This is a genomic window from Streptomyces katrae (assembly GCF_002028425.1).
In the GTDB taxonomy this organism is placed as follows: Bacteria; Actinomycetota; Actinomycetes; order Streptomycetales; family Streptomycetaceae; genus Streptomyces; species Streptomyces katrae_A.
Genome location: NZ_CP020042.1, coordinates 4,191,560 through 4,205,975, shown reverse-complemented (window position 1 = coordinate 4,205,975; position 14,416 = coordinate 4,191,560). Strand labels below are relative to the sequence as shown.

Below are 14,416 nucleotides of genomic sequence, written 5' to 3'. Positions count from 1 at the left end.
CCCCTCACCCGCCCGCCGCGCTCACCGCGCCGCCACGAACAGGCTCTGCACCCCCCGCCCGATCGGCCCCTTCTCGTCGTGCAGCCGGGCGTCCGCCAGCCCGATGCCGCCCGCGTCCACGCTCGTCCGCGCCTCGACGCACACCCACTCCCCCACGGGATGCCGGTGCAGATGGACCGTCAGGTCCCCGTTCACGAAGACGAACCGCCCGAAGTCCATCACCGCCGCGATCCCGTTCCCCGAATCCGCGGCGACCAGCACCCGGTCCAGCGGCCGGACCGCCTCCCCGGCGACCAGCGGCACGCGCATCCGCATCCAGCAGGTCCCCGGCCCCGGCTCGGTGAAGGCCCCTTCCGTGAACCGGGCCTCCATCGAGGAGTGGTACCCCGTCTCCCACGGCACGGGGAAGAACGGCGCCACCCCCGCCTCCCCCGGCGGCGGCACCTGCGCCCCCTGGGCCACCGCGGGCACCGGCTCCCCCGCCACCCTGATCCGCAGCGCCCGCGCCAGCATCACCGGCGCGTCCGCCCCGGCCGGGGTGAGCGCCGCCTCGACCAGCTCCGTGCCCCGCCCCGCCCGCAGCACCGAGGTGGCCACCGCCAGCTCCCCGATCGGCACCGGCCGCAGGATCTCGTACGTGATCCGCGCGACCCGCATGTCCCCGCGCGCCCCCGCCCGCTCCTCCACCGCCCGCCCGAGCAGCGCGGCCGGCGGCCCCGCGTGCTGCGCGCCCGGGTCCCACGGCCCGCGCGTCGCTTCGGTGGCCCGGAAGCGGCCCTCGCCGATCCGTTCGTAGAACCCGTCCTCAGCACCCATGCCGCCGCACGCTACCCACAGGTAACCCCCGGCACCAGCCCCTCACCGCACCCGCCTCAGCGAGCCAGGCCCAGCCCGACCCCGAGCCCCACCAGCACCGACCCGATCGCCCGGTTCAGCGCCTTCTGCGCCCTGAGCATCCGATCGCGCAGCGCGGAGTGGGAGAAGAACAGCGCCACCGCCCCGAACCACACCAGGTGCGCCCCCGACATGAACAGCCCGTACCCGGCCTGCCGCCACGCCGCCGTGTCCGGACCCACCACCTGCGTGAACGTGGAAACGACGAACAGCGTCGTCTTCGGATTGAGCACATTGGTCAAGAACCCCGACCTCAGCGCCCCCAGCCGCGTCAGCTCCGGCTTCGACTCCAGGTCCACGGTGAGCTCGGCCCTCGCCCGGAAGGTACGGATCCCGATCCACACCAGGTACGCGGCCCCCGCCAGCTTGATCGCCGTGAACAGGGCCGTCGACGAGGCGATCAGCAGCCCCACCCCGAGCATGGTGTACGAGACGTGCACCAGCACCCCGGCCGCGACCCCCGCGGCCGCGAACAGCCCGGTGGACCTCCCGTACAGATAACTGTTGCGCACGACCATCGCGAAGTCCGCCCCCGGACTCACGACGGCCAGCAGCGTAATGACGGCAACCGCGATCACTTCTGTCATGCACGGATGCTCACCTCCCCCCGTCCGCGGATCAAGACCCTCTCAAGCGACAATGGACGGGTGTCCAGCTCTCCTCGCCCCGCCCTTCCCGCGCTCCCCCTCCTCCAGGCCGACTGCGCGAACTGCTTCGCGCTCTGCTGCGTCGCCCTGCCCTTCGCCAAGTCCGCCGACTTCGCCGTGAACAAGGCCGCCGGCAGCCCCTGCAAGAACCTCCGCCAGGACTTCCGCTGCGGCATCCACACCGGCCTGCGCGACCAGGGCTTCCCGGGCTGCACGGTCTTCGACTGCTTCGGCGCCGGCCAGCAGATCTCCCAGGTCACCTTCGAGGGCCGCGACTGGCGCACCCACCCCGGGACCCGGCAGGCGATGTTCGACGCCTTCCCGGTCATGCGCCAGCTCCACGAACTCCTCTTCTACCTCTCCGCCGCCCTCGGCATCCCGGCGGCCGCCCCGCTCCACCCCGCCCTGCGCGAGCTCCTCACCAGGACCGAAGCCCTCACCCGGGCGGACGCGGACACCCTCACCGCCCTCGACGTCCCCGCCCTCCGCCAGGAGATCAACACCCTCCTCCTCAAGACCAGCGAACTGGCCCGCGCCAAGACCCCGGGCCGCAAGAAGAACCACCGCGGCGCCGACCTGATGGGCGCCCGCCTCGCCGGAGCCGACCTCCGCGGCGCCAACCTGCGCGGCGCCTACCTGATCGCCGCCGACCTCACCCGCGCCGACCTCCGCGGCGCCGACCTGATCGGCGCCGACCTCCGCGACACCAGCCTCCGCGGCGCCGACCTCCGCGACACCCTCTTCCTCACCCAGCCCCAGCTGAACGCCGCCCAGGGCGACGCCGCCACCCGCATCCCCGGCCACCTCACCCGCCCCGCCCACTGGAACTGACCCCGCCCGGCAGACACCCGCCCGGCGCCCGGCGCCCGCCCCGCCCCCGTGCGCCCCGCACGCACCCGCACGCCCCCCGGGCGCCACGACCGTGCCACACCCACGGCGCGCCACCCCCCGAGCCGCCAGTCATTGCCCGAGGTCACCCCCCGTGATACACAGAGTGACCAGGTCAGGCCATGCGTACGACCGCACACACGCGCACACACGTGCGCGCCCGCACCCCCATGCACCCGCACGCACGGCCCGATACCCGGGACATCGGGTAAAGAGACCGGCCAAGTCGACGACGGCCGACGTTTCATCAGCGAAGATAGTGCGTGACCCCTGCCATCGGGCACGGGCTACCGGAACTACCCATACAGGGGCGGTGAGTTACATGATCCTGGCAGCCGAAAAGGGCGACATCACCACCATCATCGGCGGAATCGCCCCGAACTGGGGGCCGTTCGGCAGTCTCGGCAACGAAGCGAAGGTCATGATCGAGGTCATCATGGCCGTGGCGATCCTCCTCTGCCTCGGCATCGCCATCTGGGGCGCCGCCAAGCAGCGCATCGGCGCCACCGCACTGCGCGACACGTTCAGCGCGGAACAGGGCAAGGGCCTGATCGTGGCCGGGCTCACCGGAGTCTTCATCATCGGCTCCCTCGGCACCCTCTTCACGATCGTCTACGGAATGGCCGTCTAGCAGAACCACCGCGGCCGGCCGCACCCTGATGAGGAATCACCACACCGCGCCTGCGCGGAAACGAGCGCTACCGTCGTACGACGCGGAGGGGGCGGACGACAGGCAATGAGCAACGACGACCAGTACGGCGGGGGCGCCGTCGGCGGAACGGGCCAGACCCGCACCCGCCTCCCGGACTCCCCCTCCGACCCCTACGGCACCCCCCGCCGCACCCCCCGCGCCTCACGCGGCCTGATCACGGTGGTCGGTGTCGTGGTCCTGCTCATCTCCGCCATCGCGTTCGCGAACCGCTCCCAGGACACCCCCCAACCCCCCACCTCGAACAAACCCCCCACCACCAACGCCACCGCCCCCACGGGCACGGCCCCGGTCACCAAGGGCTTCGCCCACAACGAACAGGGCGCCCAGTCCGCAGCCGCGAACTACGCGGTGGCCCTGGGTTCCGACGGCATGTTCAGAAAGGACACCCGGCACGCGATCACCGACGGTGTCTACACCGTCGAAGCCGCCGCGCGCCTCAAGGCCCCTCAGGACGCCGCGTACTCACCGGCGTTCCTCGCCAAACTCGGACTCGACCCGAACGGCAACCCGCCCCAGGCCAACACCTTCATCAGCCGGACCGTCCCCGTGGGCACCCGGGTCGACAGCTACGCCCCGGGCGCCGCCCGGATCTCGGTCTGGGCCACCGGCCTCATCGGCATGTCCGGGGAGAAGTCCACCGACCCCGTCCGGACCACCTGGAAGACCTGGGTCTTCGACCTGGTCTGGTCCGGCGACGACTGGAAGATCGCCGCCGACAGCCAGCAGGACGGACCCGCCCCCGTGCCCGGCGACGTACCCGCATCGTCAGCCGACGACATCAGCAAGGCAACCAAGGAGTTCGGAGGGTTCACCTATGCCCGCTAGCCTCCGGCTCCGCACCGCCGGGGTCATCGCGTCCGCCCATCTGGCCGTCGTGGCACTGGCGACACGTTCCTACGCCGCGCCCACACCGCCTGGCTCTCCCTCTGCCGTCCCCTCCCCTTCGGCAACGGCAACGGCGCGGGCGAACGAGGACTGCAAGCTCCTCGTCGGCTCGGCCAAGGACTACTGCGAGAAGGGTGACGGCGGCACCGGCGGCAGCGGCGGCAAAGCAGGCCTCTCCAACGACCCCACCGACGCCCTCAACCCCCTCGCCTCCCTCGCCCGCGGCTGCGCCGACGCGGCCGCCTGGATCGTCGGGAAGCTCAGCGAAGCCGTCAAGGGCACCGCCAACGTCGACTTCACCAACCCCGCCTTCCTCCAGCAGTACGCCGTCGTCTTCGCCGCCAGCACCGTCCTCACCCTCGTCCTGTGGCTCCTGGCCGTCGCCAAGCGCGCCATCCGCGGCGTCCCCCTCTCCACCGCCCTCTCCGAGGCCATCGGCTTCCTCTGGCTGACCGTCCTCGCCTCCGCCTTCACCCCCCTGATCCTCTACACCGTCGTCTCCGCCACCGACGGCGTCACCGACGTCATCGCCTCCGCCACCGGCAGCCAGAGCGACGTCTTCTTCGGCTCCTTCACCGACGCCCTCAAGAAGGGCGACGACATCGGCGGCGGCCCGATCATGCTCATCGTCGTCGCCCTCGTCACCGTCCTCGCCGCCGGCGTCCTCTGGCTCGAGCTCGTCATCCGCGCCGCCCTCCTCTACGTCGGCGCCCTCCTCGGCACCGTCGTCTACGCCGGACTCGTCGACCGCAACATGTGGGGCCACGTCCGCCGCTGGGCCGGCATCATGATCGCCGTCATCCTCGTGAAGCCGGTCATCGTCATCGTCCTCGGCCTCGCCGGCGCCCTCGCCGGCAACAAGGGCCCGGGCGCCTTCTCCGCCGTCGTCTCCGGCCTCGCCATCATCCTCCTGGCGATCTTCGCCTCCGCCATGATCTACCGCTTCGTCCCCGGCTTCGGCGACGAGATCGCCTCCGCCCGCAGCAACCGCAAGCAGGCCACCGACGGAGCCCAGGCAGCCGCCGTCATCAGCTCCCCGGCCTCCCTCGTCTCCCAGGGCATCAAGACCCACAGCAGCCGCGGCGGCGCCCACCGCGCCGGCGGCGGCAACGGCCCCACCGGCGGCGACGCCAACCAGATCTCCGGAGGCATGGCCGCCCACAGCAGCCGCGGCTCCGGCAGCGGGACCGGCAGCGGAAGCGTCCCGCCCGCCGCACCCCCGCCCCGCACTGGCTCGAGTACGAGGAACACAGGAGGTGACGGGCGTTGACGACCCAGTCCCACCAGCTCCACCCGGTCGCGCCCCGCCGCACGTATCTCATCGGCCGGGCCCGGCCGAACGCGATCGTCGGCAAGAACCGCGAAACCGGCGAGATCGCCCTGATCATCGTCGGCGCGTTCCTCGGCATGATGAGCGGACTGCTCGTCCCCGACCTCACCCTGCGCATCGTCGCCCTCGCCGGCTTCCCGCTGCTCGCCCTCGCCGCCGTGTACGTCCCCTACAAGGGCCGCACCTTCTACCGGTGGTTCGAGATCAACCGCAGCTACAAGCGCACCCTGCGCCGCGGCACCACCTACCGCTCAGCCGCCATGGAAGCCGGCACCCGCGCCGCCGACGGCCGCGAGGTCGAGGTCGGCCCGCCCCCCGGCATCGGCCGCATCAACTGGCTCGCCGCCCCCTTCGGCCCCGACGAGATCGCCGTCCTCCTCCACGCCGACCGCAGAACCGTCACCGCCGCCATCGAGATCGAAGGCCCCGGCGTCGGCCTGCGCGACAGCGAGGACCAGGAAGCCCTCGTCGACCGCTTCGGCACCCTCCTCAAGCACGTCGCCAACGGCGACGGCTTCGTCACCCGCCTCCAGATGCTCGCCCGCACCCTCCCCGCCGACCCCGACGCCCACGCCAAGGACGTCGCCCAGCGCGGCAACGCCGCCGCCCCCGGCTGGCTGCGCGACTCCTACGACCAGCTCCAGTCGATGGTCTCCACCTCCTCGGAGCAGCACCGCGCCTACCTCGTCGCCTGCATGCACTACACCCGCGAGCTCGCCGCCGAGGCCAACACCATCGCCCGCGCCGGCAGCACCAAGGGCCGCAAGCTCGACCGCGACGCCGGCCTCGCCATCGTCATGGCCCGCGAGCTGACCGACATCTGCGCCCGCCTCGCCGAAGCCGACATCCGCGTCCGCCAGCCCCTCGGCCAGGGACGTCTGTCCTCCCTCGTGCACTCCATGTACGATCCGGACCACCCGATCGACCACATCCAGGCCATGACCAAGCGCAACGCCTGGCCCGCCGAGCTCGACGCCGTGGAGCCCACCTACCTCCAGGCCAAGACCCGCGAATCCTCCACCCGCGCCCCCTGGTGCCACGCCACCGCGTGGATCAAGGAATGGCCGATGACCCCCGTCGGCGTGAACTTCCTGGCCCCCCTCCTCGTCCACACCCCGGACGTCATCCGCACCGTCGCCGTCACCATGGACCTCGAACCCACCGAGATCGCCATCGAGCGCATGCTGACGGAGAAGACCAACGACGAGGCCGACGCCTCCCGCGCCGCCAAGATGAACCGCACGGTCGACCCCCGCGACATCGCCGCCCACGGCCGGCTCGACCAGAGGGGTGAAGATCTCGCCAGCGGCGCTGCCGGGGTCAACCTCGTCGGGTACATCACGGTGTCCTCCCGTTCCCCCGAAGCCCTCGCCCGCGACAAGCGCACCATCCGCGCCTCCGCCGGCAAGTCCTACCTGAAACTCGAGTGGTGCGACCGCGAGCACCACCGCGCCTTCGTCAACACCTTGCCGTTCGCCACCGGCATCCGACGCTAGCTGGAAGGAATGGCCGCCATGCGAGATCCCATGTCCGCGCTGACGGACGCCTTCACCAGCTTCCTCTTCGGCAAGGTCGAGACCACCCGCCTGCCCGTCCGCACCTCCACCGGCCAGGCCCAGGCCGTCTACCTGCCCACCGCCGCCCCCGGCCTCGGCGACTCCGGTGTGATCATCGGCCGCGAGGTATACAGCGGCAAGGGCTACATCTACGACCCCTTCCAGCTCTACGGCCAGCAGCTCCCGGCCCCCCACTGGCTCGTCCTCGGCGAATCCGGCAACGGCAAGTCCGCCCTGGAGAAGACCTACGTCCTGCGCCAGCTCCGCTTCCGCGACCGCCAGGTCGTCGTCCTCGACGCCCAGGGCGAAGACGGCGTCGGCGAATGGAACCTCATCGCGGAAGCCCTGGGGATAACCCCCATCCGCCTGGACCCCATCGCCGCCAACGACGACGGGATCCGCCTCAACCCCCTCGACCCGGCGATCACCACGACCGGCCAGCTCGCGCTGCTCCGCACCATCATCGAGGTGGCGATGGGCCACGGCCTGGACGAACGCTCCGGCTTCGCCCTCAAGGTCGCGCACGCCTACGTCGTCGACACCATCCGCGACCGCCAGCCCGTCCTCACCGACATCGTCGAGCAGCTGCGCCACCCCGAACCCGAGTCCGCCCTCGCCATGAACGTCGACATAGACGACGTACGGGCCTGGGGCCTCGACGTCGCGCTCGTCCTCGACCGCCTCGTGGACGGCGACCTGCGCGGCATGTTCGACGGCCCCACGACGGTCGGCATCGACCTCGACGCCCCCCTGATCGTCTTCGACCTCTCCCACATCGACCGCAACTCCATCGCCATGCCCATCCTCATGGCGATCGTCGGCGTGTGGCTGGAACACACCTGGATCCGCCCCGACCGGAAAAAAACGGATCTTCCTGGTCGAAGAGGCCTGGCACATCATCAACAGCCCGTTCGTGGCCCAGCTCTTCCAGCGCCTGCTGAAGTTCGGCCGCCGACTCGGCCTGTCCTTCGTCGCCGTCGTCCACCACCTCTCCGACGTCGTCGACGGAGCCGCCGCCCGCGAGGCCGCGGCCATCCTCAAGATGGCCTCGACCCGCACCATCTACGCCCAGAAGGCCGACGAGGCCCGCGCCACGGGCCGCGTCCTCGGCCTGCCACGCTGGGCGGTGGAGATCATCCCGACCCTCACCCCCGGCATCGCCGTCTGGGACGTCAACGGCAACGTGCAGGTCGTCAAACACCTGATCACCGAGACCGAACGCCCCCTCGTCTACACCGACCGCGCGATGACGGAGTCCTCCGCGCCCCAGCAGCTCCCCGAGGACCTGCTGGCCGCGGAACTCGAAGCGGAGGAACGCGCCCTGTACATCGAACGCCAGCGGGGCGGCGGCCCCGGATCCGCGACCACGGTGGCCTGACCGACATGCACGACGCCAGAGGTAGGGAGCCGCGCCCGCGCGGCGGCGGCATCCCCGACGGAGCACTGGTCGGCCTCCTGGCCTTCCTCCTCGGCCTCGCCGTCCTGGTCTGGTCGGCCACCGGCCTGGCGGCCCTCTTCGCCAAGGGCGCCTGGCCGTCCACGGTCACCTTCACCCGCACCCCGGGCGCGGTCCGCGCCCTGATAGCGCAACCGCACGACATCCCGGCCGCCTGGCCCGACACCGACCCGGCGGCACTCTCCGGCTGGGGCTGTTCTGGGGCCTGTTCATCAGCCAGCTCCTGGTCCTGCTGGTCCTGACGATCTTCACCCTGGGCGTGTTCACCCGGACGAAGGCCCGCCGCGCCCGCGCCAAGGCACAAACCCCCGCACCGGCCGCCCCGGCACCCGCAACGGACTCGCTCTCCGCTCCCGGTGCCGCCCAGGCCTCGGACGCGGGCGCCCACCCGGCGCCCGCCACAGGCCGCGCCCCGGCCACGGCGCCCCCGCACGACGGCCCGGATCCGACCTCCCGCCCGGCACGCGTTCCCGCCTCGCACCCGGCACGGGCCCGCGCACGGACTCGCCGTCCAGCACGGCCTCCCGCCCGCACCCCGGCCCTTCCACCCCCGGCACGACCGACGGCCCGGCCCCGGCCTGGGACCCCACCTCCGGCCAGGGCACGCACCAAGCACCGCACCCGGCTCCGGTGCCGGCCCCCACCGCCGCCCGTACCAGGGCCCCGGGCCCGAACCCGGCCCCCTCTGCCACGCCCGCAGACCCCGGCACCCACCCCGCCCCGTCCCCGCACGCACCCCGCCACCACGACGGGAACGAGGCCCCGCCCCGGCCGTACTCCCCGCGCCGGCCCAGCCGGCACCCACCCCGGTATCCGCCGCCGCGCACGCCCCGTCTCCGCACCGGCCCCGCGCATCTCCGGGCCCGTACCGCTCCGGCGGCGGCGGCCCCCGCCCAGGAGGCCTACCGCTACGGCTTCGGCTACGCACCGGCCGCCCGCCCCACGGCACCGCCACCGGCCCCCCGCGTCGCCTACGCACCCCCGGCCGGCCGCCACCGCCTCGCCGCCCAGGCCGTCTCCGCCGCCGAAGGCGCCGTCCTGGTGGTCACGTCCTCCCCCGCCCTCTGGCAGGACACCAAGGACGCCCGCGCAAGCTCGGCCCGGTCCTCCTCTACGACCCCTCACACCTGTGCGACACCCCGGCCCGCCTGCACTGGAACCCCGCCGACGGCTGCGCCGACCGCGAGACCGCCGCCGCCCGGGCGATCGCCCTGCTGGCCCCCGTACGCCCCAGGCCCGCCTCGACGCGGCCGTCGCGGACACCGCCGAAACCCTCGTCCGCAGCTGGCTCCAGGCAGCCGCCCTCGAGGCCTCCCGTTCAAACAGCTGGCCCGGTGGGCCCAGGGCAACGGCTCCCAGGAACCGGTCCGCGTCCTGCGCACCCACCCCAGGCCGCCCCGGGCGCGGCCGGCGAACTCGAAAGCGCCCTCATCGCCCACCCGAACGCCGGGAGCAGGCCCAGTACCTGACGGCCGCGCCCTGTCCTGCCTGACCTCGGTCCACATCCGCGAGGCCTGCAACCCGAACCGAACGGACCCCTCACCTGGCATCGTTCGCAGCCGAAGGGGGCACCCTCTACGTAGTGGGTGAGCCCCTGGAGGACCCGCGCACCCGGCCGGGTGTGATGCCCCTGCTCACCGCACTCGCCTCGCACGTGGTCGAGCACGGCCGCCGCATGGCCGCACGGTCATCCGACGGTCGGCTCGACCCACCAATGACGCTGGTTCCTGGAGGACGTGGCGGCCGTCGCCCCCGTCCCCCAGCTCCCCGACCTCCTCATGGACGAGAAGCTCCCCCTCCTGGCCCTGTGCGCAGCCGCGAACAGGCCCGCGCCCGCTGGCCGGAGTGGCCCGTCGCCTAAGGACATTCAGGGCGCGTGAACAGGTATCGTGCTCCTTGGGACGGGTCGTCCGGCTTCGGGATCACCAGCCCGCTCGGCCGGAACCCGAACCGCCGGTAGAACCCGGCGGCCCGCTCGTTCTTCTCGTGCACGAAGAGCCGCACATGCCCCAGCACGGGCTCTTCCCGGCCCACACCCACTCCAGCGCCGCCTCGAACAGTGCGTCGGTCAGCCCGCTGCCCCGCTGCTCGGGCCGTACGAACACGCCGACGAATGCGCCTGGTCGACGTCGACGGCCTGGCCGAGGAAGTCGCTGGTCCCCGCAGCCTCGATGAACACGGACACGGACCCGTCCCACTGCCCGTCGGGCGCCTCGGCGATGAACTGCCCGACGTGGACGCCCTCCGCCGCCCGGCCGCCCGGTCCTGCCAGTGCTCGTCGGCTTGGCGGCGGCCTGCTCGAAGGTCTCGAGGAAGGCCAGCGACGCGGCGGGATCACGCAGCGCGTCCAGCCTCAGGTCCTTGACCTTCTGCACTCGTCGCCCGCACGGCCCGGATCACGTGCTGCTGCTGCTTCTTCTGCTGCTCCATGCACGCATCCAAACGCGCCGCTCACAACAGGTCAACGCAATATCCCGACCCGACCGGCCTTCTGGCCGTAAACGCAGAAAAGCCCCGCACCATGACTGGTGCGGGCTTTCCCACAATGATTGTTCGGCGGCGTCCTACTCTCCCACAGGGTCCCCTGCAGTACCATCGGCGCTGAAAGGCTTAGCTTCCGGGTTCGGAATGTAACCGGGCGTTTCCCTAACGCTATGACCACCGAAACACTATGAAGTTGAACTCAAGCCGGCAAGGCGAGTTCGTTACTTCAGAACTAACACAGTGGACGCGAGCAACTGAGGACAAGCCCTCGGCCTATTAGTACCAGTCAGCTCCACCCGTTACCGGGCTTCCACATCTGGCCTATCAACCCAGTCGTCTACTGGGAGCCTTACCCTCTCAAGGAGGTGGGAATACTCATCTTGAAGCAGGCTTCCCGCTTAGATGCTTTCAGCGGTTATCCCTCCCGAACGTAGCCAACCAGCCATGCCTTGGCAGGACAACTGGCACACCAGAGTTCGTCCGTCCCGGTCCTCTCGTACTAGGGACAGCCCTTCTCAATATTCCTACGCGCACAGCGGATAGGACCGAACTGTCTCACGACGTTCTAAACCCAGCTCGCGTACCGCTTTAATGGGCGAACAGCCAACCTTGGACCGACTCCAGCCCCAGGATGCGACGAGCCGACATCGAGGTGCCAAACCATCCCGTCGATATGGACTCTTGGGGAAGATCAGCCTGTTATCCCCGGGGTACCTTTTATCCGTTGAGCGACGGCGCTTCCACAAGCCACCGCCGGATCACTAGTCCCGACTTTCGTCCCTGCTCGACCCGTCGGTCTCACAGTCAAGCTCCCTTGTGCACTTACACTCAACACCTGATTGCCAACCAGGCTGAGGGAACCTTTGGCGCCTCCGTTACCCTTTGGGAGGCAACCGCCCCAGTTAAACTACCATCAGACACTGTCCCTGATCCGGATCACGGACCGAGGTTAGACATCCAGCACGACCAGAGTGGTATTTCAACGGCGACTCCACAACCACTGGCGTGGCTGCTTCAAAGTCTCCCACCTATCCTACACAAGCGAACCGAACACCAATATCAAACTGTAGTAAAGGTCCGGGGTCTTTCCGTCCTGCTGCGCGAAACGAGCATCTTTACTCGTAGTGCAATTTCACCGGGCCTATGGTTGAGACAGTCGAGAAGTCGTTACGCCATTCGTGCAGGTCGGAACTTACCCGACAAGAATTTCGCTACCTTAGGATGGTTATAGTTACCACCGCCGTTTACTGGCGCTTAAGTTCTCAGCTTCGCAACCCCGAAAGGTCACTAACCGGTCCCTTAACGTTCCAGCACCGGGCAGGCGTCAGTCCGTATACATCGCCTTACGGCTTCGCACGGACTCTGTGTTTTAGTAAGACAGTCGCTTCTCGCTGGTCTCTGCGGCCACCCCCAGCTCAGAGAGCAAGTCTCATCACCAGGAATGCCCCCTTCTCCCGAAGTTACGGGGCATTTTGCGAGTTCCTTAACCATAGTTCACCCGAACGCCTCGGTATTCTCTACCTGACACCTGAGTCGGTTTAGGGTACGGGCCGCCATGAAACTCGCTAGAGCTTTTCTCGACAGCATAGGATCATCCACTTCACCACAATCGCTCGGCATCAGGTCTCAGCCTTATATGAGGGACGGATTTGCCTACCACCCTCGCCTACACCCTTACCCCGGACAACCACCCGCCGGCTGGACTACCTTCCTGCGTCACCCCATCGCTTACCTACTACCACCTTGGGCCGGCGGCTCCACCACTTTCTTTCCCCGAAGGGTCGGAACGGCTTCACGGCCTCCAGCATCAGAGGATTCGATATTGGGCGTTTCAAAGCGGGTACCGGGAATATCAACCGGTTGTCCATCGACTACGCCTGTCGGCTCGCCTTAGGTCCGACTTACCCTGGGCAGATCAGCTTGACCCAGGAACCCTTAGTCAATCGGCGCACACGTTTCTCACGTTGTAATCGCTACTCATGCCTGCATTCTCACTCGTGAACCGTCCACAACTAGCTTCCGCTGCTGTTCACTCCGGCACACGACGCTCCCCTACCCATCACAGCAGGCGTTGCCCTATTGCTGCAATGACACGACTTCGGCGGTACGCTTGAGCCCCGCTACATTGTCGGCGCGGAATCACTTGACCAGTGAGCTATTACGCACTCTTTCAAGGGTGGCTGCTTCTAAGCCAACCTCCTGTTGTCTGCGACTCCACATCCTTTCCCACTTAGCGTACGCTTAGGGGCCTTAGTCGATGCTCTGGGCTGTTTCCCTCTCGACCATGGAGCTTATCCCCCACAGTCTCACTGCCGTGCTCTCACTTACCGGCATTCGGAGTTTGGCTAAGGTCAGTAACCCGGTAGGGGCCCGCCTATCCAGTGCTCTACCTCGAAACACACGACGCTGCACCTAAATGCATTTCGGGAGAACCAGCTATCACGGAGTTTGATTGGCCTTTCACCCCTAACCACAGGTCATCCCCAGGTTTTCAACCCTGGTGGGTTCGGTCCTCCACGAAGTCTTACCTCCGCTTCAACCTGCCCATGGCTAGATCACTCCGCTTCGGGTCTAGAGCGTGCAACTCAATCGCCCTATTCGGACTCGCTTTCGCTACGGCTTCCCCACACGGGTTAACCTCGCTACACACCGCTAACTCGCAGGCTCATTCTTCAAAAGGCACGCAGTCACGAGACGTACAAGTACGTCCGACGCTCCCACGGCTTGTAGGCACACGGTTTCAGGTACTATTTCACTCCGCTCCCGCGGTACTTTTCACCATTCCCTCACGGTACTATCCGCTATCGGTCACCAGGGAATATTTAGGCTTGTGGTCCCGCCAGATTCACACGGGATTTCTCGGGCCCCGTGCTACTTGGGAGATGAGCAAGCAAGCCGTACAGATTTCAGCTACGGGGGTCTTACCCTCTACGCCGGACCTTTCGCATGTCCTTCGCCTATCCATACGGTTTCTGACTCGCCTCACAGCCGGCAGACTGTGAAAGCTCATTCCACAACCCCGCATGCGCAACCCCTGCCGGGTATCACACGCATACGGTTTGGCCTCATCCGGTTTCGCTCGCCACTACTCCCGGAATCACGGTTGTTTTCTCTTCCTGAGGGTACTGAGATGTTTCACTTCCCCTCGTTCCCTCCACATGCCCTATGTGTTCAGGCATGGGTGACAGCCCATGACGACTGCCGGGTTTCCCCATTCGGACACCCCGGATCAAAGCTCAGTTGGCAGCTCCCCGGGCCTATCGCGGCCTCTCACGTCCTTCATCGGTTCCTGGTGCCAAGGCATCCACCGTGCGCCCTTAAAAACTTGGCCACAGATGCTCGCGTCCACTGTGTAGTTCTCAAATAACGACCAGCCACCCGTCACACCCTGCCGAAACAGAGCTTTACCGGGGCCGGCACTGAAGACTGACCAAATCGGCCGTGCCTTCAGGACCCAACAACGTGCCAAGCACGATCTCTTTCAGTGACTCACTTTCCACGCCGAAGCAGTACTCGTGATCCATCCAGAAGACCGTGCCAACTAATCAACGTTCCACCCATGAG

General features: G+C 68.4%; 8 protein-coding genes, 2 rRNA genes and 3 pseudogenes. 8 read left to right on the top strand and 5 right to left on the bottom strand.

Features of this window, described 5'->3' with window-relative positions; all coding sequences use genetic code 11:
* Positions 1-21 precede the first annotated feature (21 nt).
* Both B4U46_RS19170 and B4U46_RS19165 read right to left on the bottom strand, forming a co-directional pair.
* Positions 22-816, bottom strand: a complete 795-nt coding sequence (locus B4U46_RS19170; protein ID WP_079428965.1) for a thioesterase family protein — start codon at positions 814-816, stop codon at positions 22-24.
* A 56-nt stretch (positions 817-872) separates the two neighbouring features.
* Entirely contained in the window at positions 873-1,481 is a 609-nt protein-coding gene (locus tag B4U46_RS19165) for a LysE family transporter (RefSeq protein WP_079428962.1), read from the bottom strand.
* Between the two features lie 60 nt (positions 1,482-1,541).
* Between B4U46_RS19165 and B4U46_RS19160 the strand changes: the two genes are divergently transcribed.
* The 8 genes and pseudogenes from B4U46_RS19160 to B4U46_RS39125 form a co-directional block, all read left to right on the top strand.
* Complete coding sequence (locus B4U46_RS19160) at positions 1,542-2,372, top strand: pentapeptide repeat-containing protein (protein WP_079431852.1); 831 nt, start codon at positions 1,542-1,544, stop codon at positions 2,370-2,372.
* A gap of 379 nt (positions 2,373-2,751) precedes the next feature.
* Positions 2,752-3,060, top strand: coding sequence for a hypothetical protein (locus B4U46_RS19155; RefSeq protein ID WP_042818271.1), 309 nt, complete (start codon positions 2,752-2,754; stop codon positions 3,058-3,060).
* A gap of 105 nt (positions 3,061-3,165) precedes the next feature.
* Entirely contained in the window at positions 3,166-3,966 is an 801-nt protein-coding gene (locus tag B4U46_RS19150) for a hypothetical protein (protein WP_079428964.1), read from the top strand.
* Entirely contained in the window at positions 3,956-5,296 is a 1,341-nt protein-coding gene (locus B4U46_RS19145) for a hypothetical protein (protein ID WP_185117213.1), read from the top strand. Before B4U46_RS19150 ends, B4U46_RS19145 begins: the two co-directional genes overlap by 11 nt.
* Positions 5,293-6,852 carry an SCO6880 family protein gene (locus B4U46_RS19140; RefSeq protein ID WP_079428961.1) on the top strand — a complete coding sequence of 520 codons (1,560 nt, stop codon included), beginning with the start codon at positions 5,293-5,295 and terminating at the stop codon, positions 6,850-6,852. Before B4U46_RS19145 ends, B4U46_RS19140 begins: the two co-directional genes overlap by 4 nt.
* A gap of 18 nt (positions 6,853-6,870) precedes the next feature.
* A pseudogene (locus B4U46_RS19135) lies at positions 6,871-8,290 on the top strand (ATP-binding protein).
* Between the two features lie 5 nt (positions 8,291-8,295).
* On the top strand, positions 8,296-8,610 hold the full coding sequence (locus B4U46_RS38355) for a hypothetical protein (protein WP_079428963.1): 315 nt from the start codon (positions 8,296-8,298) through the stop codon (positions 8,608-8,610).
* Positions 8,611-9,010: 400 nt separating this feature from the next.
* A pseudogene (locus B4U46_RS39125) lies at positions 9,011-10,229 on the top strand (type VI secretion protein); the annotation flags it as partial.
* Here B4U46_RS39125 and B4U46_RS40635 read toward each other — a convergent pair.
* The 3 genes and pseudogenes from B4U46_RS40635 to B4U46_RS19110 form a co-directional block, all read right to left on the bottom strand.
* Positions 10,226-10,798: pseudogene (locus B4U46_RS40635) on the bottom strand (GNAT family N-acetyltransferase). The pseudogenes B4U46_RS39125 and B4U46_RS40635 overlap by 4 nt on opposite strands.
* A gap of 121 nt (positions 10,799-10,919) precedes the next feature.
* Positions 10,920-11,034, bottom strand: a 5S ribosomal RNA gene (rrf, locus tag B4U46_RS19115).
* 74 nt (positions 11,035-11,108) lie between these two features.
* Positions 11,109-14,183: ribosomal RNA gene (locus B4U46_RS19110) — 23S ribosomal RNA — on the bottom strand.
* Positions 14,184-14,416 lie beyond the last annotated feature (233 nt).